The organism is Pontivivens nitratireducens (assembly GCF_011290545.1).
In the GTDB taxonomy this organism is placed as follows: Bacteria; Pseudomonadota; Alphaproteobacteria; order Rhodobacterales; family Rhodobacteraceae; genus Pontivivens; species Pontivivens nitratireducens.
This window is the reverse complement of the sequence record NZ_CP049811.1, coordinates 263,873-286,648: the sequence shown is the minus strand read 5'-3', so window position 1 is coordinate 286,648 and position 22,776 is coordinate 263,873. Positions and strand designations below refer to the sequence as shown.

At 63.3% G+C, this 22,776-nt stretch carries 25 protein-coding genes; 17 read left to right on the top strand and 8 right to left on the bottom strand.

Features of this window, described 5'->3' with window-relative positions:
- Nucleotides 1-32: 32 nt before the first annotated feature.
- Nucleotides 33-257: a DUF1127 domain-containing protein gene (locus G8E03_RS01425; RefSeq protein WP_166187798.1), complete on the bottom strand. Its 225-nt coding sequence runs from the start codon at nt 255-257 to the stop codon at nt 33-35.
- Nucleotides 258-519: 262 nt separating this feature from the next.
- Between G8E03_RS01425 and ruvC the strand changes: the two genes are divergently transcribed.
- The 16 genes from ruvC (at nt 520) to folD (ending at nt 15,690) form a co-directional block, all read left to right on the top strand.
- The gene (ruvC, locus tag G8E03_RS01420) at nt 520-1,026 is read left to right on the top strand and encodes a crossover junction endodeoxyribonuclease RuvC (RefSeq protein WP_166187796.1); all 507 of its coding nucleotides are present in this window, start codon (nt 520-522) and stop codon (nt 1,024-1,026) included.
- 1 nt (nt 1,027) lies between these two features.
- Nucleotides 1,028-1,699, top strand: a complete 672-nt coding sequence (gene ruvA / locus G8E03_RS01415; RefSeq protein ID WP_166187794.1) for a Holliday junction branch migration protein RuvA — start codon at nt 1,028-1,030, stop codon at nt 1,697-1,699.
- Nucleotides 1,700-1,761: 62 nt separating this feature from the next.
- Complete coding sequence (gene ruvB, locus G8E03_RS01410) at nt 1,762-2,802, top strand: Holliday junction branch migration DNA helicase RuvB (RefSeq protein ID WP_166187792.1); 1,041 nt, start codon at nt 1,762-1,764, stop codon at nt 2,800-2,802.
- A 4-nt stretch (nt 2,803-2,806) separates the two neighbouring features.
- Nucleotides 2,807-3,436 (top strand): hypothetical protein, encoded by a 630-nt coding sequence (locus G8E03_RS01405; protein ID WP_166187790.1) that lies wholly within the window; start codon nt 2,807-2,809, stop codon nt 3,434-3,436.
- Nucleotides 3,437-3,500: 64 nt separating this feature from the next.
- Nucleotides 3,501-3,899: a tol-pal system-associated acyl-CoA thioesterase gene (ybgC, locus tag G8E03_RS01400; protein WP_166187788.1), complete on the top strand. Its 399-nt coding sequence runs from the start codon at nt 3,501-3,503 to the stop codon at nt 3,897-3,899.
- A gap of 124 nt (nt 3,900-4,023) precedes the next feature.
- Entirely contained in the window at nt 4,024-4,725 is a 702-nt protein-coding gene (gene tolQ / locus G8E03_RS01395; RefSeq protein ID WP_166187785.1) for a protein TolQ, read from the top strand.
- A 3-nt stretch (nt 4,726-4,728) separates the two neighbouring features.
- Nucleotides 4,729-5,214 carry an ExbD/TolR family protein gene (locus G8E03_RS01390; RefSeq protein ID WP_166187783.1) on the top strand — a complete coding sequence of 162 codons (486 nt, stop codon included), beginning with the start codon at nt 4,729-4,731 and terminating at the stop codon, nt 5,212-5,214.
- 7 nt (nt 5,215-5,221) lie between these two features.
- Nucleotides 5,222-6,484: a hypothetical protein gene (locus G8E03_RS01385; protein ID WP_166187781.1), complete on the top strand. Its 1,263-nt coding sequence runs from the start codon at nt 5,222-5,224 to the stop codon at nt 6,482-6,484.
- 44 nt (nt 6,485-6,528) lie between these two features.
- Nucleotides 6,529-7,854 carry a Tol-Pal system beta propeller repeat protein TolB gene (gene tolB / locus G8E03_RS01380; RefSeq protein WP_166187778.1) on the top strand — a complete coding sequence of 442 codons (1,326 nt, stop codon included), beginning with the start codon at nt 6,529-6,531 and terminating at the stop codon, nt 7,852-7,854.
- Nucleotides 7,855-7,918: 64 nt separating this feature from the next.
- Nucleotides 7,919-8,422: a peptidoglycan-associated lipoprotein Pal gene (gene pal / locus G8E03_RS01375; RefSeq protein ID WP_347340507.1), complete on the top strand. Its 504-nt coding sequence runs from the start codon at nt 7,919-7,921 to the stop codon at nt 8,420-8,422.
- Between the two features lie 60 nt (nt 8,423-8,482).
- Nucleotides 8,483-9,340 carry an outer membrane protein assembly factor BamD gene (gene bamD, locus G8E03_RS01370; protein WP_166187774.1) on the top strand — a complete coding sequence of 286 codons (858 nt, stop codon included), beginning with the start codon at nt 8,483-8,485 and terminating at the stop codon, nt 9,338-9,340.
- 3 nt (nt 9,341-9,343) lie between these two features.
- A complete protein-coding gene (gene tilS / locus G8E03_RS01365; protein ID WP_166187772.1) occupies nt 9,344-10,561 on the top strand; it encodes a tRNA lysidine(34) synthetase TilS in 1,218 nt (405 codons plus the stop codon).
- Between the two features lie 83 nt (nt 10,562-10,644).
- Nucleotides 10,645-12,564 carry an ATP-dependent zinc metalloprotease FtsH gene (gene ftsH, locus G8E03_RS01360; protein WP_166187769.1) on the top strand — a complete coding sequence of 640 codons (1,920 nt, stop codon included), beginning with the start codon at nt 10,645-10,647 and terminating at the stop codon, nt 12,562-12,564.
- Nucleotides 12,565-12,759: 195 nt separating this feature from the next.
- Nucleotides 12,760-14,436 carry a formate--tetrahydrofolate ligase gene (locus tag G8E03_RS01355; RefSeq protein WP_166187767.1) on the top strand — a complete coding sequence of 559 codons (1,677 nt, stop codon included), beginning with the start codon at nt 12,760-12,762 and terminating at the stop codon, nt 14,434-14,436.
- 59 nt (nt 14,437-14,495) lie between these two features.
- The gene (locus G8E03_RS01350) at nt 14,496-14,789 is read left to right on the top strand and encodes a chorismate mutase (protein WP_166187765.1); all 294 of its coding nucleotides are present in this window, start codon (nt 14,496-14,498) and stop codon (nt 14,787-14,789) included.
- Between the two features lie 13 nt (nt 14,790-14,802).
- Nucleotides 14,803-15,690, top strand: a complete 888-nt coding sequence (gene folD, locus G8E03_RS01345) for a bifunctional methylenetetrahydrofolate dehydrogenase/methenyltetrahydrofolate cyclohydrolase FolD (protein WP_166187763.1) — start codon at nt 14,803-14,805, stop codon at nt 15,688-15,690.
- Here folD and pdeM read toward each other — a convergent pair.
- The 4 genes from pdeM to G8E03_RS01325 all read right to left on the bottom strand — a co-directional run bounded on the left by pdeM (nt 15,687) and on the right by G8E03_RS01325 (nt 19,096).
- A complete protein-coding gene (gene pdeM, locus G8E03_RS01340) occupies nt 15,687-16,358 on the bottom strand; it encodes a ligase-associated DNA damage response endonuclease PdeM (RefSeq protein ID WP_166187761.1) in 672 nt (223 codons plus the stop codon). The two genes, folD and pdeM, sit on opposite strands and share 4 nt — an antisense overlap.
- A 51-nt stretch (nt 16,359-16,409) precedes the next feature.
- Nucleotides 16,410-17,240 (bottom strand): C40 family peptidase, encoded by an 831-nt coding sequence (locus tag G8E03_RS01335; RefSeq protein WP_166187759.1) that lies wholly within the window; start codon nt 17,238-17,240, stop codon nt 16,410-16,412.
- Nucleotides 17,237-18,610: a leucyl aminopeptidase family protein gene (locus tag G8E03_RS01330; protein ID WP_166187757.1), complete on the bottom strand. Its 1,374-nt coding sequence runs from the start codon at nt 18,608-18,610 to the stop codon at nt 17,237-17,239. Before G8E03_RS01330 ends, G8E03_RS01335 begins: the two co-directional genes overlap by 4 nt.
- A 102-nt stretch (nt 18,611-18,712) precedes the next feature.
- Nucleotides 18,713-19,096 (bottom strand): hypothetical protein, encoded by a 384-nt coding sequence (locus G8E03_RS01325; RefSeq protein WP_166187755.1) that lies wholly within the window; start codon nt 19,094-19,096, stop codon nt 18,713-18,715.
- Between the two features lie 152 nt (nt 19,097-19,248).
- Between G8E03_RS01325 and G8E03_RS01320 the strand changes: the two genes are divergently transcribed.
- Nucleotides 19,249-19,902, top strand: coding sequence for a carbonic anhydrase (locus G8E03_RS01320; protein ID WP_166187753.1), 654 nt, complete (start codon nt 19,249-19,251; stop codon nt 19,900-19,902).
- 8 nt (nt 19,903-19,910) lie between these two features.
- Here the strand turns inward: G8E03_RS01320 and G8E03_RS01315 are convergent, their stop codons facing one another.
- The 3 genes from G8E03_RS01315 to G8E03_RS01305 all read right to left on the bottom strand — a co-directional run bounded on the left by G8E03_RS01315 (nt 19,911) and on the right by G8E03_RS01305 (nt 22,649).
- On the bottom strand, nt 19,911-20,807 hold the full coding sequence (locus tag G8E03_RS01315; protein ID WP_166187751.1) for a hypothetical protein: 897 nt from the start codon (nt 20,805-20,807) through the stop codon (nt 19,911-19,913).
- A gap of 92 nt (nt 20,808-20,899) precedes the next feature.
- Entirely contained in the window at nt 20,900-21,922 is a 1,023-nt protein-coding gene (locus G8E03_RS01310; RefSeq protein ID WP_166187749.1) for an aspartate-semialdehyde dehydrogenase, read from the bottom strand.
- 85 nt (nt 21,923-22,007) lie between these two features.
- Nucleotides 22,008-22,649, bottom strand: coding sequence for a GNAT family N-acetyltransferase (locus G8E03_RS01305; RefSeq protein WP_166187747.1), 642 nt, complete (start codon nt 22,647-22,649; stop codon nt 22,008-22,010).
- Between the last annotated feature and the right edge of the window lie 127 nt (nt 22,650-22,776).

Here is a 22,776-nt window from a genome sequence, read left to right as displayed (position 1 = left end):
CGGGGCGGCCATTGCAGAAAATCTCGGCTCTCTTAAAGAGCGCGATGGCACAGATTGCGCGCGATGTACTGGATGTCCGCGCGGACCAATCCAAGGTCGGCCAGTTCACGATTGCTCAGACTGTTCAGCACCCTTTGCGTGGCGCGCGCCCGCGGCAGAGCGCGCAGGTCGAGCAGGATATGCTCGATCTTGGTCACAAAACGATAGACGAGGTCCGAGCCGAGCGGCGCGGGGGTAGGATATGCTGTCAGTGCCATCGTGGTATTTCCTTGGATGGGGTGGTGTTGCTCCTGCTTCCGAGCCCGCATTTGGCAACACAAATCCGCTGCGACAATAGAAAAAATGCGCGGCAGATATGTTATTTTTACATGACTTCTGGCGGGGCGTTGCATAGCAGCCCGGCCATGTCGTTTTGCGAATTCCGAATGTCGCGAAATGATCCTGCGCGGTTTTCCCGCTGGTCGATGTTCCCTGTTCGTGCTATCGCGGTGGAGGAGCCAGGCAAGGGGAATTTTGCGGATGCGTGTTCTAGGGATAGATCCCGGCCTTCGGCGCATGGGGTGGGGCATCATCGATGTGTCGGGTTCGCGCATTTCGCATGTCGCAAACGGCACATGTACCGGTGACGGCACCGATCTGGCGAATCGGCTCTGCGCCCTGTTCGCGCAATTGCAGATCGTTCTAAGGGAGCATGCACCGGCTTGTGCGGCGGTCGAACATACCTTCGTGAATAAGGATGCGGCAGGTACGCTAAAGCTGGGACAGGCGCGGGCGGTGGCGCTGCTGGTTCCGGCTCAGGCAGGGTTGCCCGTCGCGGAATACGCACCCAATCAGGTCAAGAAAGTCGTTGTCGGGGTTGGACATGCGGCTAAGGCGCAGGTCGATCACATGGTCCGGTTGCAGATGCCTGGGATCCAGATCGCGGGGCCGGATGCCGCGGACGCGCTGGCCATTGCCCTGTGCCATGCGCATCATGCTCGCTTTGCAGGGCGACTGGACGCGGCCATCGCCCGCGCGGGAGGGTGAGATGATCGGAAAGATATCCGGGCGGCTTGATTACCGCATGGGCGACCACGTACTGATCGAGGCGGCCGGCGTGGGCTATATCGTGCACTGCTCGGAACGCACGCTTGCCGCTCTCCCGGCGGAGGGAGGGCATGTCGCCCTCTATACTGAGATGGTGGTGCGCGAGGATCTGATGCAGCTCTACGGCTTCCTGACATTGGCGGAGAAGGAATGGCACAGGCTGCTGACCTCGGTTCAGGGGGTCGGCGCGAAGGCGGCACTGGCCATTCTGGGCACTCTGGGACCGGAGGGGACGAGCCGCGCGATCGCGCTGGGCGATGTGGCTGCGGTCAAGACCGCGCAGGGCATCGGCCCCAAGATTGCGGCACGTGTCGTCAACGAATTGCAGGATAAGGCCCCCGCGATCATGGCCCTGGGGGCCAGCGGCGCGCGTCGTGCGATGGCTCATGCCCCCGCGGCAAGCGCCGTTCCGACCGAACCACAAATCATCGACGACCTGCCGCCGGAACCTGCTGGTGATGGCATGGCACAGGCGGATGCGTTGTCGGCACTGGTCAATCTGGGATACGGTCACGGTGAGGCGGCGAGTGCCGTGGCGCAGGCCGCGGGTGACGGTGGCGATGCCGGAACCCTGATCAAGGCGGCGCTGAAACTGCTGGCACCCAAGGGATAGACCCGCCCTTGTCCCTGTCGCCGCCTGCTGCGACAACGGGGCGACCGCAGGAACAGGCAGACATGACCGATCCGATTTCAATGGAACCCGCCGCGCAGCCAGAGGACGCCGACCGCGCCCTGCGCCCGCAAACGCTCGATGATTTCACCGGGCAGGCGGAGGCGCGGGCGAATCTGCGTGTCTTTATCGAAAGCGCGCGTCGCCGGGGTGAGGCGATGGACCACACGCTGTTCTATGGCCCGCCCGGTCTGGGCAAGACGACGCTGGCGCAGATCGTCAGCCGCGAACTTGGCGTGAACTTCCGCATGACGTCGGGGCCGGTGCTGGCCAAGGCCGGTGATCTGGCGGCGATCCTGACCAATCTCGACGCGAATGACGTTCTGTTCATCGACGAAATCCATCGGCTGAATCCGGTGGTGGAGGAAATCCTCTATCCCGCGATGGAGGATTTCGAACTGGACCTCGTGATCGGTGAGGGGCCGGCGGCCCGCACGGTCCGGATCGACCTGCAACCCTTCACACTGGTCGGGGCGACGACGCGGCTGGGTCTGCTGACGACCCCGCTGCGGGATCGCTTCGGCATTCCCACGCGGCTGGAATTCTATACCGTGGACGAACTGGTCCGGATCGTTGAGCGGGGGGCGCGGCTATCAGGTGCGCCTGCAACACCCGACGGCGCGCGGGAGATTGCCAGCCGCGCGCGGGGCACCCCCCGGATCGCGGGCCGCCTGCTGCGCCGGGTCGTCGATTTCGCCATCGTTGAGGGGGACGGCACCGTTACGCAGGAGCTGGCGGACCGGGCGCTGACCCGGCTGGGTGTCGATGATCTGGGTCTGGACAGCGCGGACCGACGTTATCTGCACCTGTTGGCCGACAATTACGGCGGCGGACCTGTCGGCGTGGAAACCATCGCCGCCGCGCTGAGTGAGGCCCGCGACGCCATCGAGGAAGTGATCGAGCCGTTCCTGTTGCAGCAGGGCCTGATCGCCCGGACCCCCCGTGGCCGGATGCTGGCGCACAAGGCGTGGACGCATCTGGGTCTCGCGCCCCCCCGTCGGGCCGACCAGTCGGACCTGTTCGATCCGAAATCCGAGCCGGAGTAAGCCCATGTCCGATCCGTTCGACCTGAGCAAACTGTTCACCCGTTCCGACGGCACCTATGTGTTCGCGCGCTGGAACCGCCCGGTCGCCCCGGTGGTTTTCGGCGTCGAGGATGAAACCATCGCGGTGGTAAAGAGCGCCTTGCAAGCCGTCACCTCCTTGACGGGAACGCCCCTGGCGGAAACCGACCCCGAGCTTGGCTCGAACATGATGTGGTTCTTTCTGCGCGACTGGGCGGAGTTGAGCGATACGCCCGACCTGCACCGGCTGATTCCGGAACTGCCGACGCTCGTGTCCCGTTTGCAGGGCGCGGATGCGAACCAGTACCGGATCTTTCGCTTCGATGCCGAGGGCGGCATTCGGGCCTGCTTCGTGTTCGTCCGGATGGATGAGCACATGCGCGACATTCCGGCGGAAACACTGGCGCTGGGACAGGCGCTGCAGTCCATATTGCTGTGGTCCGATCTGGCCTTCATCGATGTGTCGCCGCTGGCCATTGTGCGCGAGGGCGGTCCTGCCGTGATCCGGCCCGAGATCGCGGATGTCGTTCGTGTCGCCTATTCCGCCGCGCTGCCCGCCGCCGCGAGCGATGCCAGCCATGCCTTGCGAATGCAGGCCCGACTGACCGCGCGCTGAGCGATCGTTGTGGCCTCGCCACCGGAATGATAGGCCATCCGGGCAGCATGCCGGAGGCGGGATCATGGTCCACAACACGCAAATTCGCGTCTATTACGAGGACACCGACATGGGCGGTGTTGTCTACTATGCGAACTATCTGAAATTTCTCGAACGCGGTCGCTCGGATGCCGTGCGTGAGGCTGGCATCAGCCAGCTGGAGATGCGCGACGCGGGTCTGGTTTTCGTGGTGCGCCGGGTGGAGGCGGATTACCTGCGACCCGCCCGCTTCGAGGATCTGCTGCGGGTTCAGACGACGCTGGAGGATATGCGCGGCGCACGGTTCACCATGCCGCAGAGTGTCTGGCGCGGGGATGAAAAACTGCTCGATGCGCGGATCGACTGCGCGGTGATGGACATGTCAGGACGCGCGGCGCGGCTTCCGGCGGAAATCCGCCGCAAACTCGCCGTGTTCATGGGCTAGCCTGTGCGCAGGGGTGAATTTTACGTGTTCAGCACTGGCGAGACTTGCATATCAGCCAGGTAAACTGGAATAGATTGACAAAACACGACCCGGAGGCCGGGCGTAACGAACAGGCGGCAGGCATATGGAAACGGACGTATTGGGCGCGGCAAGCGAAATCGATTTCTCGTTGCTGGCCTTGTTTTTGAGAGCGACTCTCACGGTCAAGCTGGTGATGTTGCTGCTTGTCTGCGCCTCGATCTGGTCGTGGGCGATCATCTTTGACCGGCTGACATCCTTTCGCAAGGTGCGCAGCGCGGATGCCGAGTTCGAGCGGGTGTTCTGGTCAGGCCGCATGCTCGATGAGATTCACGCCGATATAGGCCCGGAACCCGACGCACCCTGCGCGACGATCTTTGCCGCCGGGATGGAGGAATGGGGCAAGGCGCAACCCAATCACGGCTTCATTGCCGGGGCGCAGCAACGCATAGACCGGGCTATGAACGTGGTCATCGCGCGGGAGAGCGAGAGGCTGAACCGAGGTCTGGGCTATCTGGCGACCATCGGCGCCGTTTCTCCCTTCATAGGCCTGTTCGGCACCGTCTGGGGCATCAAGCATGCGTTCGAGGAGATCGCCGTTCAGCAATCGACTGACCTCGCCGTCGTGGCCCCCGGCATTGCCGAGGCCTTGCTGGCGACCGCGCTGGGTCTGCTCGCGGCGATCCCTGCGGTGATCTTCTACAACAAGTTGAGCGGTGACAGTGACCGCATCGGCGGCACGCATGAGAATTTCGCCGATGAATTCGCGATGATCCTGTCGCGCCAGCTCGAACGTCGGGCGGACTGAGGGATGGGGGCAGGCACCATACAACGCTCTGGCGGCGGGGGACGGCGACGCAGGCGCGGCCGCTCCGCCGCGATGAGCGAGATCAACGTGACGCCGTTCGTGGATGTGATGCTGGTGCTGCTGATCATCTTCATGGTCGCGGCACCGCTGCTGTCCTCGGGCGTGCCGGTCGAGCTTCCCGATACGGCCGCCGGTGCCCTGCCGCAGGAGGAGGAGCGCCCCCTGACGCTGAGCCTGACCGCCGCCGGGGAAATCGTCCTGCAAGACACCCCCATCGCGCGGGAGGAACTGATCCCGCGCATGCGCGCCATCGCGGTTGAGCGGACCTCGAACGCGGTTTTCCTGCGCGCCGACGGGGCAATCCCCTATGCGCAGGTGGCGCAGGTCATGGGCGCGTTAAACAATGCGGGTTTCAACCAGATCAACCTCGTGACCAGCAATGGTGGCCCTGAATTCGACGGTGCGGCGCCGACCGCTCCGTCCGAGTGAGGATGCCATGCGCAACGCCCTGAAGATATCCGCCGGGCTTCACGCCCTGCTGATCGTGGCGTCGCTGGTAAGCATCCCGTGGTTCGACCGGGACGAGGAGGAAACCATCCGTGTGGCGCAGGTTTCGATCCTAACGGAATCGCAGTTTGACGCCGCTGTTTCACAGGCGCCGCAAACCGTGCCGATGACAACACTTGATGCACTGGCCGCCCCGGGGGAGGAAAACCTGGATGCGGCGCGACCGGATGCGGAGATGGACGTCACGATAAACGAGCTGGACGGACCCGACGCCCCGACTGAGGCGGACGCGCAGGCCGATCTGTCGGCGGTCCTGACCACAAACCGGGTCACGGTCGATGATGAGGTCACGACCCTGGCGCCAGAACTACCCGGCGCGTTCGATACGGCGTTGAACAGCCCCGTGGCTCGGCCTGAGCCGCGTCCGCAATCCCTTGACCGTCCGGCGGGCATGTCACCACCGCGCCCGCAGGCACCCAGTCTGCGCATCGACACGACGCCAGCCGCCCCCCCGCCTGAGGATGTCAGGACCGCCGATGAGACGCAGGAGGAAATCCGGCTCAGCACTGAGGGAACGACAGATCTCCCCCCGCAGGAGGCCACAGCGCCTGAGGAGGCCGCGACGGAGATCATCCCCGAGATTGCCGAGGACCTGCCGGAGCCGGAGCCCACCCCCCTCGATTCGGAACCGCTCGACGAGTTGGCGGCGGAGCCTGCGCCGCAGGATGATGGCGCACCGCTCGCCTCGGTCCGGCCGCAGGCACGCCCTGAAATCCGCGAACCGGTCACGCAGCCCGTGCGAACGGCCGAGACGACGGAGCAGCCCCCCGAACCCGTTGAACCCGCCGCGAGCACTCCGGATCAGCCGCCAGCGGTCGACGCACCCGAACGGCAGGCCACGTCCATCCCGCAGGGGCCGCCCCTGACATCGGGCGAAATCGGCAACCTGACCAGCGCGATCTCCAGCAAGTGGAATGTCGGTCGGGTCGCCGGGCTGGAGGGTGGCGATCAGTTGGTCGTCACTGTTGGAATCACGCTGGATCGCAATGGACGTGTGGTGGGCGACGTCCGCCCGATCAGACCATCTTCACCCGATGGCGCTTATGCCCTTGCATTCAGCGTGGCGCGCAGTGCCATCATGCAGGCGAGCAATGCCGGGGCGATCATCCTTCCGGTGGACAAGTACGGGCAATGGCAGGAAATCGAGATCACCTTCGATCCCAGCAAGACAGTCGTTGGATTCGGATCGTGAGCACGGTTCTTTCTTAAAGCAGTATGAAAAGGTAGACTTGGCGTATGTTGACAAGATTTTTTCTCATTCTGGCGATGGTGGTCGGCGCGACGCAGGCCGTGGCGCAGCAATCCTCGGGCCCGCTGCGGGTTACGATCGATCAGGGCGTGATCGAACCGATGCCCATCGCGGTGCCGAATTTCGTGGCGCGTGACGCGGCCTCAGCCGAACTGGCATCTCAGGTTACCAGCGTGATTCTGGCCGATCTGGGCAATACGGGGCTGTTCCGGCAGATCCCTGCCACGGCCTTCATCACGCCTGCGGTAGGGGTCGATGCCCAGCCGGTCTTTGCGGATTGGCAGATCATCAACGCGCAGGCCTTGATCGCCGGCAACGTGTCCACCGGCTCGGACGGGCGTGTGACGGTCGATATGCGGTTGTGGGACGTTTTCGGATCGTCCGAAATCGGGCAGGGCGTCAGCCTGTCGACAACATCGCAGAACTGGCGACAGGTCGCGCATCGCGTAGCCGACGTGATCTATTCCCGGCTGACGGGTGAGGCGCCGTATTTCGACAGCGAAGTCGTTTTCGTGTCCGAATCGGGCCCCAAGAGCAGCCGCGTCAAGCGCATCGCGGTGATGGATCAGGACGGCGCGAACGTACGCTATATCACGGGCGGGCAGGATCTGGTCTTCGCGCCCCGGTTTGCGCCGGACGGGCGTTCGGTGCTGTATACGAGTTATGCTTCAGGCTCACCTCAGGTCTATCTGCATGATATGGCCACGGATCAGCGGCGTACATTGGGAGTCTCGCAGGGCATGACCTTCGCGCCGAGATTCTCGCCCGATGGCAGGCGTGTGATCTATAGCCAGACCGATGGCGCAAACACGGATATCTATACGCTGGACCTGTCCACGCAGACCCGCAACCGCCTGACGCGCAGCCCGGCGATCGACACCGCGCCCAGCTATTCCCCGGATGGCCAGCGTATCGTGTTCGAGAGCGATCAGGGCGGATCGCAGCAGCTCTACGTCATGTCCGCGTCCGGTGGGCCGGCGCAGCGCATCAGCTTCGGAACGGGCCTTTACGGCACCCCGGTGTGGAGCCCGCGCGGCGACAAGATCGCCTTTACCAAGCAGGTCAGCGGCCGGTTCCATGTCGGTGTGATGAACGTCGATGGCACGGGCGAGCAATTGTTGACGGCATCCTTCCTCGACGAGGGGCCTACATGGTCGCCCAACGGTCGTGTATTGATGTTCTTCAGAGAAACGCCGGGGCCGTTGGGGGCGGCATCCCTCGTATCGGTCGACGTGACCGGTCGCAATCTGCGTTACGTACAAACCCCGGGCGGAGCGTCGGACCCGAACTGGTCCAGGCTGCGCTCAAATTGAGCAGAGACCCATCACCCGGGTCGTCGTTACAGACAAGAGTAGAGGACAGTTAGAGATGAAAACCATGAAACTAGTTGCAGCAGCGGCCCTGGCCCTGTCGCTGGCGGCGTGCACCACGGCAGATGACGACGCCGCCGGATCGGGAATGCTCGGCGGTATGGGCGCGGGTGGCGGTGCCCCCAGCAATGCGGTCGATCAAAGCTCGCTGGCATATTTCACCACTGCGGTCGGGGACCGGGTGTTCTTCGACACCGCATCCAGCTCGTTGAGCACGGCGGCGCAAAGCACGCTGAACCTGCAGGCGGATTGGCTCAAGCGGTTTCCGGATCGCAACCTGACCCTGCAAGGTCACGCGGATGAACGCGGCACGCGGGAGTACAACCTGGCCCTGGGCGCGCGCCGTGCACAGGCGGCATACGACTACCTCGTCGCTCAGGGAATTTCCCCCTCGCGGATGAGCACCGTCAGCTATGGCAAGGAACGCCCGGTCGAGCTGTGCTCGGACGAGCGGTGCTGGGCACAGAACCGGCGCACCGTAACGGTCATCGCCGGCGCGGTCGGCAGCTGATATCGACGTGGGGGCGCGGCCGATGCGGTCGCGCCTTTCAGACAGTGTAAGGGGCGAATTATGTGGTTGCGTGGAATTCTGATCGTCGGACTTGCGATGTCTCCGTTGGCGGCGGGCGCACAGACTGGAGCCGATCCGCTGCAGGAAGTGCTGGACGGAACACAATCGCCGGAAATGAGTCTGGAGGATGTGCGGCTCAGCCTTCAGCAACTCGATCAGGATTTGCAGCAACTCAGGACACAACTCGTCACCACCGGGCAGGTCTCTTCGGGGGTGCCGTTCGATGCGGAAACTCTGGCGCGGCTCGACGCAATCGAAGCGCGAATCCGCACGCTGACGGGTCGGGTTGAGGAAATCCAGTTCGAGGTCCGCAGCGTGGCCGAGGATGGCGGACGGCGCATCGCGGACATGGATTTCCGGCTGACCGAACTGGAGGGCGGCGACACCGCATTCGTCGCACCCGCATCTGATCTGGGCGGTGCCACATCCGTTGTCCCGGACGGGGCATCATCCGCTGCCCCGCAGGTCGCGCTGACCGAACAATCGGCGTTCGACGCCGCGAAAAGGATGTACGATGCTGGTGATTATTCCGCAGCGGTGGCGGAGTTCGAACGCTTCATCGAGACGTTCCCCGGCGGCCCGTTGACCACCAAGGCCCGGTATTTCGCTGCCCTCAGCTATGATGGGCTGAACCAGCCTCGGGCGGCGGCGATCAACTATCTCAACGTATTTTCCGCCGCTCCCGAAGGGGAAAATGCGCCCGAGGCCTTGCGCCGCCTGGCGGGAGCTTTGGGCCAGATCGGGCAACAGACCGAAGCCTGTTTGACCTATGACGAGGCGCTCGACCGCTTCACCGATCAGGGCGACGAGTATGTGTCGAGCATAATCGAGGCGAAGCAAGGGCTCGGCTGCGTATAGACCATGCTCGACCACGATGTCCTCTCGCAGCGGTTGCGCGGTCCGCTGGGCGTCGCCGTATCGGGCGGCGGCGATTCAGTGGCGCTTCTGATCGCGCTGCGTGATTGGGCAAACTCCCGCGAGGTCGCACTGAAGGTCGCGACCGTGGATCACGCCCTGCGAAACGAAAGCGCCGAGGAGGCGCGCTGGGTCGGACGGCTGTGCCGCGACCTCGATCTGCCGCATGTCGTTCTGAACTGGCACCGCGCGTCTGACGCCACGGGCAATCTGGCGGAGCAGGCTCGTCACGCGCGGCGTGCCCTTCTGGCCGACTGGATCGTGGCTGAGGGCGGTCGCACCGTCGTTCTAGGGCACACACGCGATGATCTGGCAGAGACATTCCTGATGCGGCTGGCTCGCGGGTCCGGCCTTGCAGGGCTGAGCGCGATGCAGGCCGTTTCGGACGGTAACGGCATCAGGTGGTTGCGGCCCATGCTGAACACCGGGCGCAGCGATTTGCGCGGCTTTTTGACCGAGAGAAACCAAACCTGGCACGACGATCCTTCGAACGAGGATGACCTGTACCAGCGGGCCCGAACGCGAAAGGCCCTCGCCGTTCTACAGGGCATCGACATCGACGCGGGCCGCATTGCGCAAACAGCGCACCGCTTGCGCGACAGCAGAATCGTGGTGGACCGGCACATTGCGGATTTGGCCCGAAATTGCCTGAGCCAGACGCGTTTCGGAGAGATCATCCTGTCGAAAATCGTATTCGAGCAGGCTCCCGCGATCCTGCAGCAGCAGTTGCTGCGCGACATTCTGCGCTATTTCTCAGGCTCGATTCACGCCCCGCGTTTCGAGGCGATCGTGCGATTGCACGGCCGAATTCTGGCGGGTGAGGCCTCCACGCTCAGCGGTGTGCAGATCAGCGGCGCGGACCGCATTTGCCGGTTTTCACGCGAACCCGCCTTGGTGCCGCCTATGGTCGCGATGGATGAACGCCGCATCATCTGGGATCATCGCTGGACCGTTTCCGTTCTCAAACCGGGATACCAGCTCGGCCCGCTGGGCGTGGAGGGGTTGCGCCAGTGCGGACCCCGCCCAAGGGGTTTGCGTGCCACGACGGCCCATGCCTTGCCCGCCATATGGGACGGGGATGAGGTGGTCGCGACGCCCGTGCTCAAACCGCGCAGCGACATCTCATTCCGGGTGAGACATTTTGCGAGGCCTGACCCGCATTGAATGCCTGCCGTCGGAGGTCTATGTTGTGAGCCATAACACAATAGCGCGGCATGAGGGTCGCGCAGGTGTGCGGGAGTATTCTGTTGGGCAACGGTAAAAATCTTGCGTTCTGGGCGGTTCTTTTCGTCCTCGTGATCGCACTGTTCAATCTGTTCGAAGGGTCGTCCACGTCGACGCGTGCTGGGCTTCAGCCTTATTCGACCTTCCTGGAGTCGGTGGAGGCCGGTCGCGTCAACAGCGTCACCATCGACGGTGAGCGTGTGACCTACACCATGGGTGAGAGCGGCGCGGAATTCCGCACCATTCGCCCCGTGGACGACAGCGAGTTGTTCACCGAGTTGCGCGAAAACGACGTCACCGTCGAGGCGGAGGCGCAGCAGCAAACCGGACTCTTGGCCATGATCGGCCCGTTCCTGCCGATCCTGCTGCTGATCGGTGTCTGGATATTCTTCATGAACCGGATGCAGGGCGGCGGTCGCGGTGGTGCGATGGGCTTTGGCAAGTCCAAGGCGAAGCTGCTGACCGAAAAATCGGGCCGTGTGACCTTCGACGATGTCGCCGGTATTGATGAGGCGAAGGATGAGCTGGAGGAGATCGTGGAATTTCTGCGCGACCCGCAGAAGTTTTCCCGCTTGGGCGGTAAAATCCCCAAGGGCGCATTGCTCGTCGGCCCGCCGGGAACAGGTAAGACTCTGCTGGCCCGCGCCATTGCGGGTGAGGCCGGGGTGCCGTTTTTCACGATTTCCGGCTCTGATTTCGTGGAAATGTTCGTCGGCGTCGGCGCCAGCCGTGTCCGCGACATGTTCGAACAGGCCAAGAAAAACGCCCCCTGCATCGTGTTCATCGATGAGATCGACGCCGTGGGCCGGTCGCGTGGCGCGGGCTATGGCGGCGGCAACGATGAGCGGGAGCAGACGCTCAACCAGCTGCTGGTTGAGATGGACGGGTTCGAGGCGAACGAAGGCGTAATCCTGATCGCGGCGACCAACCGCCCCGACGTGCTCGACCCCGCCCTGTTGCGCCCCGGTCGTTTCGACCGCCAGGTTCAGGTTCCCAACCCCGATATCAAGGGGCGTCAACGCATCCTCGAAGTGCACTCGCGCAAGGTTCCCCTGGGCCCCGATGTCGATCTGCGGGTCATCGCGCGGGGAACGCCCGGATTTTCCGGTGCGGACCTTGCGAACCTCGTCAACGAAAGCGCGTTGACAGCCGCGCGCACCGGCAAGCGGTTCGTGACGATGGACGATTTCGAGAATGCGAAAGACAAGGTCATGATGGGGGCGGAGCGTCGCTCGATGGTCATGTCCGACGATGAGAAGAAGCTGACGGCCTATCATGAGGCCGGCCACGCCATCGTCGGCCTGAACTCACCGCAGCACGATCCCATTCACAAGGCGACGATCATTCCGCGCGGTCGCGCACTGGGTCTGGTGCTCAGCTTACCCGAGCGGGACCAGCTGTCCGTCAGCTTCACCAAATACACGTCGATGATCGCCATGGCGATGGGCGGGCGCGTGGCGGAGGAGTTGATCTTCGGCAAGGAAAACATCACCTCCGGTGCGTCCTCCGACATCAAACAGGCGACCCGCATCGCCCGTGCGATGGTGACGCAGTTCGGTTTCGCCGAGGAGCTGGGCTATGTCGATTATGCCAATGAACAGCAATCCTATCTGGGAAATTACGGTGGCGGCGCCAGCCATTCGGGCGATACGCAAAAGCTGATCGACGACAAGGTCAAGGAGATCGTCGATCAGGGTTATGAGACGGCCCGCCGTATCCTGACCGAGCGTGCTACCGATCTGGAACGGCTTGCCCAGGGTCTGCTGGAATACGAAACCCTGACCGGAAACGAGATCACCAAGGTCATCAACGGCGAACCGCTCAACCGTGGCGGTGACGACGATGAGGCCGATCAGGGCGGAACGCCCTCCGTGACCGCAATTCCCAAGGTTCACAAGCCGCGCTCCGACGGGGCTGGCGATGCGGAGCCGCAGCCCTCCTGAACGGGCAGGGCCAGGATGATAAAAACGCCGGAAGCCTTGAGAGCTTCCGGCGTTTTCGTTTCCGGCCTGAACCCGAGCGCGTCGCCACGTCGTCCTCAGTTGCGAAGGGGTCGCAAACCTGCGCCCCACAGCGGCGTCGTTCGGTTTGAGTGATGCGATACCGTTTCGTGTATTCTGGCCGATAGGACCCCCGACATGGCGCACAAGACCGATATCGAGATCGCCCGTAAGGCCAGCAAATTGCCGATACAGCAGATCGGGCAGAAGCTGGGCATCGCGTGGGAGCACCTTTTGCCCTTCGGTCACGACAAGGCAAAGATATCCGAGGCGTTCGTTGCGTCGCTGGCCGACCGTCCCGATGGCAAGCTGATCCTCGTGACCGCCATCAATCCGACCCCGGCGGGCGAGGGCAAGACGACGACGACCGTCGGGCTGGGTGACGGACTGAACGCCATCGGCAAGAAGGCCGCGATCTGTATCCGCGAGGCTTCGCTCGGCCCGTGTTTCGGCATGAAGGGCGGGGCGGCTGGCGGCGGCTATGCGCAGGTGATCCCGATGGAGGAGATGAACCTGCATTTCACAGGTGATTTCCATGCCGTCACCTCGGCGCACAATCTGCTGAGCGCGATGATCGACAACCATATCTACTGGGGCAATGCGCTGGAAATCGACCAGCGCCGTGTCGTCTGGCGCAGAGTGATGGACATGAACGACCGCGCCCTGCGCGACGTGGTGACATCGCTGGGCGGCGTGACGAACGGTTTCCCCAGCCAGTCCGGGTTCGACATCACCGTCGCCTCCGAGGTGATGGCCATCCTGTGCCTGTCCACCGATCTGGCCGACCTCAACGCGCGCTTGGGCGATATCATCGTGGCCTACAGGCGCGACAAGACCCCGGTTTATTGTCGTGACATCAAGGCGGACGGCGCAATGACCGTACTGCTGCAACAGGCGATGCAGCCCAATCTGGTGCAAACGTTGGAGAACAATCCCGCCTTCGTCCATGGCGGCCCGTTCGCCAATATCGCGCATGGCTGCAATTCCATTGTGGCCACGAAAACGGCACTGAAGCTGGCCGATTATGTGGTGACAGAGGCAGGTTTCGGCGCCGATCTGGGGGCGGAGAAGTTCATGAACATCAAGTGTCGCAAGGCGAACCTCGCCCCGGCGGTGGTCGTGGTCGTCGCGACCATTCGCGCGATGAAGATGAACGGCGGCGTGGCCAAGGCCGATCTGGGGCAGGAGAATGTCGCCGCCGTCCAAGCGGGCTGTGCGAATCTGGGGCGGCATATCGAAAACGTCAAAAGCTTCGGCGTACCCGTCATCGTCGCGATCAACCATTTCGCGACCGACACGCAAGCGGAGGCGAACGCCGTGAAGGACTACGTCACCACTCAGGGCACCGAGGCGATCATGTGCAGGCATTGGGCGCAAGGCTCCGCCGGGATAACCGACCTCGCCATCCGGGTCGCGGCGATTGCCGATGCGGACATGGCGAACTTCGCGCCGCTCTATCCCGACGACATGCCATTGTTCGAGAAGATACAGACCATAGCTCGGCGCATTTACCGCGCGGACGACGTGCTGGCCGACAAGAAAATCCGCGACCAGTTGCGCGCGTGGGAGGATGCGGGCTACGGCCATCTGCCGGTGTGCATGGCCAAGACTCCCTACAGTTTTTCGACCGATCCGAACCTGCGCGGTGCGCCAACGGGCCATTCCGTGCCAGTGCGTGAGGTTCGCCTGAGCGCGGGCGCGGGCTTCATCGTCGCCATCTGTGGTGAGATCATGACCATGCCGGGTTTGCCACGCGTGCCGAGCGCCGAGACGATCACGCTCAACGGGGCGGGGCAGATCGACGGGCTGTTCTGATCGGGTGTTGACGCGCCGCGGACGGGGGGGCAGGACGTTCCCGTAAAGGAGAACGGTCGATGACCCTGCCCGCAGATTGTAATTCCATGGCCGAGCTTCGCGCCGAAATCGACAGGCTCGACGCGCAGCTGGTTCAGATGCTGGTCCGACGCGCCGCGTTCATCGACCGCGCGGCGGAGCTGAAACCGGCGGAAAACCTGCCCGCGCGGATCGACACTCGCGTGGCTGAGGTGATCGACAATGTGCGCGGTATGGCCGCCGATCACGGGCTGGACCCTGCCTTGGCCGAGGATGTCTGGCGCACGCTCATCGAATGGTCCATCGCCCGCGAAGAGCGCCTACTTTCCCGCTGAACTGGAGAAGCCCATGACTGCCGACATCATTGATGGAAAAGCGTTTGCCGCCACTGTCCGCGCCCGGGTGGCGGAGCATGTCAGCCGCCTGGCCAGCCTGGACATCACCCCCGGATTGGCGGTCGTTCTGGTGGGGGAGGACCCGGCAAGTCAGGTCTATGTTCGCAACAAGGGCAAGCAGACCGTCGAGGTCGGCATGGCCTCGTTCGAGCACAAGCTGGATGTGAACACCTCCGAGGCGGATTTGCTGGCGCTGATCGAGCGATTGAACGCGGACCCCGCAGTGCATGGCATCCTGTGCCAACTGCCTGTGCCTGACCATATCGACGCGGACAAGGTTCTGGCCGCCATTGATCCGGCCAAGGACGTGGACGGCTTTCACATTTCCAATGTCGGCCTGCTGGCGACCGGGCAAAAGGCGATGGTGCCCTGCACGCCGCTGGGCTGCTTGATGATGCTGCGGGAACGGCACGGGTCATTGTCCGGGATGAACGCGGTCGTGGTTGGTCGTTCGAACATCGTGGGCAAGCCGATGGCGCAGCTGTTGCTGCGCGACAGCGCCACGGTCACGATCGCCCATAGCCGCACCAGGGATATCGAGGCGCTGTGCCGAACGGCGGATATCCTGATCGCCGCTGTCGGCCGACCGCAGATGATCACCGGAGACTGGATCAAACCGGGCGCGACCGTCATCGACGTGGGCATAAACCGTGTTCCCAATGGCGAGAAGACCCGCCTGGTCGGGGATGTGGACTTTGCCAGCGCGGTAGAGGTCGCAGGTGCGATCACCCCGGTACCCGGCGGTGTCGGCCCCATGACCATTGCGTGTCTGCTGGCGAACACGGTCACGGCCTGTTGTCGGGCAAATGGCCTGCCGGAACCCGAGGGGCTGACGATCTAGGCGCAGAGCGAGGCCGGAATCGAATGCTGCGGCGCCCGCGTCAGACGGACCGTGGCACCGGCCGGGAACAGGCGCCGCAGTTCCGGGGAGCTGACGTGCAGCCCGCCGGTATAGGTGCCGAAGGCCGGCATGATCAGCCGCGTCCGATCCATTACGAAACAGGCCGAGCTTAGCCGCCGCCCACGCAGGGTCAGACTGGCCTTGGGATGATAGTGGCCGGAAACCTCGAATTCCTGCCGGGACGTGTCCGCGATATGTCGGAAGTGCACGGTGCCGATCCGAACATCCGTCAGATGCTCCCCGGCCAGATCGGTCATGCCCGGATCGTGATTGCCCTCGATCCAGATCCACCGCCTGCCGGCCATCATCGTGGCAAGGTCCGCGCGATGCGCCGCGTCCAGCGCCTGCGCGGCGGCAAGGTCATCGAAGCTGTCGCCCAGACAGATCACCGTCGCAGGGGACAAGCTGTCGATCTCCTGACGCAAACGGTCCAGCGTGGCCTGCGTTTCATAGGGTGGCAGCAACACACCGCCACGCCGCGCGATCCGCTCGGATTTGCCCAGATGCAGATCCGATACGCACAGTATTGATTCGGATGCGCACCACAGCGCACCGCTGGGGCGCGGGCTCAAAGTCAGGTCGCCCAGGGTGAATGCGCAATCGGTCATGACGCATACAAACCATGAACACCGACGCAAGGTAAAGCGCTCAAATGCAGTCTACAGCCGCCGAAGGCCAGTCAACGCCCCGTCGCCCTGCGCCGCGATCCGGTCACAGGCCAGATCGAAGGGTTCGCGCACCGTGGCCATGGCGAAGGCATTGGCGTGCAGCAATGTGTCGGGGTCGACCAGAACGCCGACATGCCCCTTCCAGAAGGCCAGATCGCCGCGCTGGCGATCCCCGACGACGTCGTGCCCCAGCGCGGATTGCATATCGCTGTCTCGGGGGCACTCCAGACCGGCCATGTACATTGCGATTTGCATCAGTCCGGAACAGTCGATGCCGGATGCGGTCCTGCCGCCCCACAGATAGGGCACGCCGGCAAACCGCTCCGCGATGGCGACCCAATTGCCGCCGGGCAGGGCATCGGACAGGTGTCGGCCCGGCACCCATCCGCCGGTGTCAAGCTCCAGCCATTTGCCCTCCTGACCCACGACCGTCACCGCCGACGCCATGGGAAGCATGTCGAAGGGCCGGGTTTTGACCTCCGGCTCGGGGTAGCAATGCGTCATTAAGGCTGTGACATGGTGGGTTGCGGCCTCCACCGGTTCCAGCATGAAGTTCGGCACCCATCCGACATAGCCGTCCCGGCGGGCCTGTCCCCACGCCAGCCCGGTATCGTCGTCTATATCGTAGACGGTGAAGACCTCACCCCGCAGCAATTGCGAGCTCAGTCCGGCTTCAGGTTCCGCCCGCTCGGTCATCGGGGCGGAGGACGTGGCGACCATGCGGTCCTGCCCCGCGACATATCTCGACGCCTCGACCGTTCCCTTCAGATGCTCGGCGGCCAGATCGCTGCGGGCGGGTGTGGTGCGGGGATCGAATGTCATGAATATCGCCTTTCGATTACGCTCAAGAGGGCGCGAATACCTTGGTGTGCGCCGCCCTTGGGCCTCGCAGGTTTGGCGGAAGGCGTCCAGCCGTACAGGTCGAAATGCGCGAAGCTGCCGGCGTTTTCCACGAACCGGCGCAGGAACAGCGCTGCGGTGATGGCCCCCGCCATGCCGCCTGCCGGGGCATTGTCCAGATCGGCGATGCCCGGCTCGATCATGCTCTCATACGGCTCCCAGAAGGGCATCCGCCACAATGGATCGTGAACCGCGTCGGCGGCCGCGCCGATCATGCCCGCCAGTCCATCATCATCGGTGAAGTATGGCGGCAGGTCCGGGCCGAGCGCGACGCGCGCCGCACCCGTCAGCGTGGCCATGCAGAGCATCAGGTCGGGGCTTTCCTCATCACCCAGCGCCAGCGCATCGGCCAGAACCAGGCGGCCCTCCGCATCGGTGTTGTTGATCTCGACCGACAGCCCCTTGCGGCTGCGCAGAATGTCGCCAGGGCGGAACGCATTGCCGGCCACGGAATTCTCGACCGCCGGAATCAGTAGCCGCAAGCGCACCGGCAGGTCGAGCGCCATGATCATATGGGCCAGACCGATGGCATTGGCGCTGCCGCCCATATCCTTTTTCATGATGCCCATCGAGGCACCGGGCTTCAGGTTCAGACCACCCGTGTCGAAACAGACACCCTTGCCGACCAGAGTGACCTTGGGTGCCTCGGGGTCGCCCCAGCTCAGATCGAGCAGACGGGGGGCCGAGGTCGAGGCCCGGCCGACCGCATGGATCATCGGCAGGTTCGTCCCCAGCAAATCGTCGCCCAGTGTCACGTCCAGCGTGGCGTCATGCATCTGCGCCAGCGCGCGAACCTCCCCCTCCAGCTCGGCTGGGCCCATATCGCTGGTGGGCGTGTCGATCAGGCGCTGGGTCAGCGCCGCGCCCGTGGCGATGATCTGCAACCGATCCGCCGCGCAGCCCTCGGGACAGATCAGTTTCGCCGCTTCGGGTTTGGCGGCAATGTAGCGATCGAACGAATATTCCGACAGCAGCCAGCCCAGGGCCTGCTCATCCATGTCGAATCCCTCGGGCGCGCTGGCGATGCGATAGGTGCCGGCCGGCAGCAACGGCGCATAGCGGGCCAGATGCATCCGCCCGCGCGCCCGCAGCCGCCCCGTGCCCCATCCGATCAGGACCGCCGAAATCTGGCCGTCCTCTGCCGGCAGCAGGCAGAAATCGCCGAGCGCACCTGAAAACCCTGCCGATTCCGCCCATTTGCGGTGCGTGGCGGATACGGGCCAGTGATCGCCCGGTGACACCACATGCAGGTCGATCGCTGCGTCGGTTTCAGTCGAAAATGTCAGGTTCATGTCCATGTCCGCTCCGCAAATCAGGTTCGCGAAGACTAGGCATCACACGCCGGAGTGTCACGCCCCGGCGCAGGATCAGGAAGGACCTGCGATTGCGATGGTTCAGACCCCGTCGCCGCCCAGACGCACCAGCGTGAACAGCGAATCCTCACCCAGTCGGATCAGCCGTGCGCAGATCGCGCTGATCGCTATCGTGTCGCCCAGCCTCAGCACATCGGCCAGATCGGTTGCCACGACGCTCATCCGGGGCAATCCGATCCTGTTTGTAAGCTCCACCAACACGTGCGCGATCTCGGATGCGGTTTCGTAATCCTGCTCACGTTCGGCACGCTCCAGTTTCGCCAGGCGTTCTGTGATTTGATAGATCGCATCCTCCACCATTTCCTGACATCGCAGAGTTCCCACGCTCTGCTGCAATCCTACGACTGCGGACGTATCGACCAGCGCAGATTCCTGCGCGGTGATACGGATCACCCGATCCGACATCACAATAGCTCCCACTTCTCCATTATGCCAAACACGCTTTGCACACCCAATGCGTTGCGTGTCTGACCCACCGGTGAGTAAACGTTGTCCTGCGTTGAATCGTTGCCTTCGCGCCTGTATTGCTGAACTTAAGGTTAAAATCGGGGAACCATATGCAACATATCAAAGTCCTGCCAAACTATCTGGCGAAGCGGCTCGAACGGTGGCGCAAGACCACGTTCGAGGATAACCGCGAGTGGTATTCACACTTGGCCGAGCATGGCCAGCATCCGCGCGCGATGTTCATTTCGTGCTGTGACAGCCGCGTTGATCCCGTCGGTATGTTCGAGGGCGAGCCGGGGGATTTCTTCCTCGTGCGCAACGTTGCCAACCTCGTGCCGCCATACTCCCCCGATCGGGAGCTGCACGGCACGTCGGCGGCGATTGAATACGCGGTGACCGTGCTGGGGGTCAGCCATATCGTCATCCTGGGCCATTCCGGCTGCGGCGGGGTCGCGGCGTGCTATGAGAAATGCGAAGGTGCCGGCAGCAAGCTGGATGAGGATTCCAGCTTCATCAGCCGTTGGATGGACATCCTCACGCCCGGATACGAGCGGATCAAGGACATCCCCGGGGATCGTGCGGAGCGCCTGCAATCGCTGGAACATGAAAGCATCAAGGTCAGCCTTGAAAATCTTCTGACCTTTCCGTTCGTCCGCGATGCGGTGGATAATGGGCGATTGGCGATGCATGGCGCGTGGACAGATATCGGATCGGGCGAGTTGCACGCCTATGACGGCAGTCTGGATCAGTTCCGCCCGATCTAGGCTATGCCCTAGCGGTAAACCTCTCCGTCGTGGCGCAGGACCTGCGCCCCGGCGTCCCCCCATACGATCACGTCGCGATAACCGTCCGAGGTTGTCGATGCGATTTCCAGCGATCCCTGTGCCGTGACGTCCGCGAGGACATGCGCCTCTCCGTTCCGAATCCCGATGATCCAGGTGCGGCAGCCATCGGCACTGCAATAGTCGGCACCTTCGCCCTGAACCACGATTTCGGGCACGTCGTCGCCGTTCAGATCGGTCAGCCCGGCAACCAGCTCACCCAAACCGGGATCAATCGTGTTCGCCAGCATGTCCAGCGCCAGCACAGCCTCACCATTCGGGCCGGATGAGCCGGGAACGATTCCGACGAAGCCGGATTCGTCGGCCTCCCACGCGACAGCCTCCGGCAGGTCGAACGCCTCGCCATAGATCAGGCCCTCCAGCTCCTCCCGGTAGCTGGCGCCGTCGTATTTGTGCACGATTGCGGGTTGATCCTGAACGCGCGCGATCAGGTCGGGCCAGCTCATGGAATAGGATCCGGCAACTTCGACGTGGCCGAGCGCGGCCAGGATGATCTGCCAGTGTTCGTCCTGCGTGCGGTTGATCGCCCAGCTCAGACAATCCACCTCGCAGAACAGGCCGGGCTTCGCGAACACCATGACCGTGGCGTTGCCGTCGGCGGCCAGATCGCATCTTTGGAATGCGAAGGCCGCGTCCACGTCCGTGTTCTCCGTCTGCATCACGGCGCGTTCGGCCGTGAACAGCGTGTCGAAGGCCTCCCGCTCCACCGGGGTGAGGTCGTCGAATATCAGGGTTGGAACGATGGCCTCACCTGCTGTGCAGGCCATGGCGGAGCCCGCTCCGGCAAACGAGGCCAGAACCAGAACCGTTATGAAAAGATGTTGCATGTAAGGCCCCCAGCCTGCCGCGGAGGCATCCATCCCCCGCCCGACAGGACGGAGGATGGCAGAACCGGATCGTTCCGGCAAATGCCGAATGTTCAGCCCTTTTTCAGGATGCGGCGTCCCAGCAGTTCCGCGATCTGAACCGCGTTCAGGGCCGCGCCCTTGCGCAGGTTGTCGGACACACACCAGAAGTTCAGGCCGTTGTCGATCGTGCTGTCCTGACGGATGCGGCTGATATAGGTCGCGAACTCACCCACGCATTCGACCGGGGTGACATAGCCGCCATCCTCCCGCTTATCGACCACCATGATGCCGGGGGCCTCACGCAGGATGTCGCGGGCCTCGTCCTCGTCCAGGAAATCCTCGGTCTCGATGTTGATCGATTCCGAATGGCCGACGAAGACCGGCACGCGCACGCATGTCGCCGTGACCTTGATGGACTTGTCGATGATCTTCTTGGTTTCGGCGACCATCTTCCATTCTTCCTTGGTCGAGCCGTCCTCCATGAAGACGTCGATATGCGGAATCACGTTGAAGGCGATCTGCTTGGGATAGACGGAGGGCGCACGCTCCTGACCCGGCACGTACATGCCCTTGGTCTGCATCCACAACTCGTCCATCGCTTCCTTGCCCGAGCCGGAAACCGACTGGTAGGTGGACACGACGACGCGCTTGATCTTCGCCCGGTCGTGCAGCGGCTTCAGCGCGACGACCATCTGCGCGGTCGAGCAGTTGGGGTTCGCGATGATGTTCTTCTTCGCATAGCCCTCGATCGCGTCGGGGTTCACCTCGGGCACGATCAGCGGGACATCTGCATCATAGCGGTAGAGCGAGGAGTTATCGATCACCACACAGCCCGCCTTGGCCGCGACGGGCGCGTATTTCTTGGTCGCGTCCGATCCGATCGCGAACAGCGCCATGTCCCAACCGGTGAAGTCGAAAGTGTCGAGATCCTGGGTTTTCAAAGTTCGATCCCCGAACGCGCATTCCGTGCCCAGGCTCTTGCGGCTGGCCAGAACGGCAATTTCATCAACGGGGAATTCACGCTCAGACAAGATGTTGAGCATTTCGCGGCCCACGTTTCCCGTGGCTCCGACGACGACGATCCTGTAACCCATCTCCCTCTGTCTCCTAATAATGGTTTTCAAACAGGCGCGTCTTAGACCATCGGTGCGCAAAAGGGAAACGGCGAAGGCTGTATGCCTACAACATGCGTGTCATCTGGGTCGCACGCCGGAACCCGAAGATCACGCTAAGCAGGCCGATATCGTGCGCATCCGTAACGCTGTAGCCGTGGCGCGCATACAGCGCCTGCGCCCGCCGGTTCTCGTCGATCACGTCCAGCCGTATGCCCTGCTTTCCCAACGCCGCAGCCTTGGCATCCAGGGCGTGCAGCAGCGCCGTGCCGATGCCGGAGCCACGATAGCGTTCCGCCACTGCGATGCCATCCACCAACAGCTTGTCCGAGCGTTCCTGCGTCTGCAACAGGTTCAGGATCAGACCACGCCAGAACCCGCCGAAAGGGCCGTAATGTCCGTGCAGCCGGGCGCCAAACCGTTCGGTCAGGCCGCCCTGTTCGGTCCTGAAACCCGCGACGCCGACCACGCGACCGGTCTGCGTGTCGATTGCGACCACGGCGAAATTCGCGTTCAGGGTGTCGTGCACGAAATCGCGGATGCGCGCGCCGCGTCCCAGAAAACGTGCCAGCTTCGGCCCGAACGCATCCAGATACAGGGCGGTCACCTCTGCGCGGTGCTGCGGAGCGAAGCCGTCGAACACCTCTATTTCGCGATTCCCCGCGTCGCGGCTTTGTGAAGGGACGGCGGGGCGGGACGTGTGTACCATGGCTTCATTCGGAAAGGAGACGCTCATGTTTCGTCGTCGCATTAGTCTGACCCGCATATTCGAGGTTTTCATCCTTCGCGCCCTTTGCGCCGCGCGGACATCCTGCATCATGGGGCGGTGCCCGGGC

Coding starts and splice junctions, on each gene's coding strand:
- G8E03_RS01305 (WP_166187747.1), bottom strand. CDS start 22,649: ATGGTACACACGTCCCGCCCCGCCGTCCCTTCACAAAGCCGCGACGCG.
- folD (WP_166187763.1), top strand. CDS start 14,803: ATGACTGCCGACATCATTGATGGAAAAGCGTTTGCCGCCACTGTCCGC.
- G8E03_RS01310 (WP_166187749.1), bottom strand. CDS start 21,922: ATGGGTTACAGGATCGTCGTCGTCGGAGCCACGGGAAACGTGGGCCGC.
- pal (WP_347340507.1), top strand. CDS start 7,919: ATGAAACTAGTTGCAGCAGCGGCCCTGGCCCTGTCGCTGGCGGCGTGC.
- pdeM (WP_166187761.1), bottom strand. CDS start 16,358: ATGACCGATTGCGCATTCACCCTGGGCGACCTGACTTTGAGCCCGCGC.
- ruvB (WP_166187792.1), top strand. CDS start 1,762: ATGACCGATCCGATTTCAATGGAACCCGCCGCGCAGCCAGAGGACGCC.
- G8E03_RS01325 (WP_166187755.1), bottom strand. CDS start 19,096: ATGTCGGATCGGGTGATCCGTATCACCGCGCAGGAATCTGCGCTGGTC.
- G8E03_RS01425 (WP_166187798.1), bottom strand. CDS start 257: ATGGCACTGACAGCATATCCTACCCCCGCGCCGCTCGGCTCGGACCTC.
- ruvC (WP_166187796.1), top strand. CDS start 520: ATGCGTGTTCTAGGGATAGATCCCGGCCTTCGGCGCATGGGGTGGGGC.
- bamD (WP_166187774.1), top strand. CDS start 8,483: ATGTGGTTGCGTGGAATTCTGATCGTCGGACTTGCGATGTCTCCGTTG.
- G8E03_RS01405 (WP_166187790.1), top strand. CDS start 2,807: ATGTCCGATCCGTTCGACCTGAGCAAACTGTTCACCCGTTCCGACGGC.
- tolQ (WP_166187785.1), top strand. CDS start 4,024: ATGGAAACGGACGTATTGGGCGCGGCAAGCGAAATCGATTTCTCGTTG.
- G8E03_RS01335 (WP_166187759.1), bottom strand. CDS start 17,240: ATGACATTCGATCCCCGCACCACACCCGCCCGCAGCGATCTGGCCGCC.
- G8E03_RS01320 (WP_166187753.1), top strand. CDS start 19,249: ATGCAACATATCAAAGTCCTGCCAAACTATCTGGCGAAGCGGCTCGAA.
- G8E03_RS01350 (WP_166187765.1), top strand. CDS start 14,496: ATGACCCTGCCCGCAGATTGTAATTCCATGGCCGAGCTTCGCGCCGAA.
- tolB (WP_166187778.1), top strand. CDS start 6,529: ATGTTGACAAGATTTTTTCTCATTCTGGCGATGGTGGTCGGCGCGACG.
- tilS (WP_166187772.1), top strand. CDS start 9,344: ATGCTCGACCACGATGTCCTCTCGCAGCGGTTGCGCGGTCCGCTGGGC.
- G8E03_RS01315 (WP_166187751.1), bottom strand. CDS start 20,807: ATGCAACATCTTTTCATAACGGTTCTGGTTCTGGCCTCGTTTGCCGGA.
- G8E03_RS01355 (WP_166187767.1), top strand. CDS start 12,760: ATGGCGCACAAGACCGATATCGAGATCGCCCGTAAGGCCAGCAAATTG.
- G8E03_RS01390 (WP_166187783.1), top strand. CDS start 4,729: ATGGGGGCAGGCACCATACAACGCTCTGGCGGCGGGGGACGGCGACGC.
- G8E03_RS01385 (WP_166187781.1), top strand. CDS start 5,222: ATGCGCAACGCCCTGAAGATATCCGCCGGGCTTCACGCCCTGCTGATC.
- ybgC (WP_166187788.1), top strand. CDS start 3,501: ATGGTCCACAACACGCAAATTCGCGTCTATTACGAGGACACCGACATG.
- G8E03_RS01330 (WP_166187757.1), bottom strand. CDS start 18,610: ATGAACCTGACATTTTCGACTGAAACCGACGCAGCGATCGACCTGCAT.
- ruvA (WP_166187794.1), top strand. CDS start 1,028: ATGATCGGAAAGATATCCGGGCGGCTTGATTACCGCATGGGCGACCAC.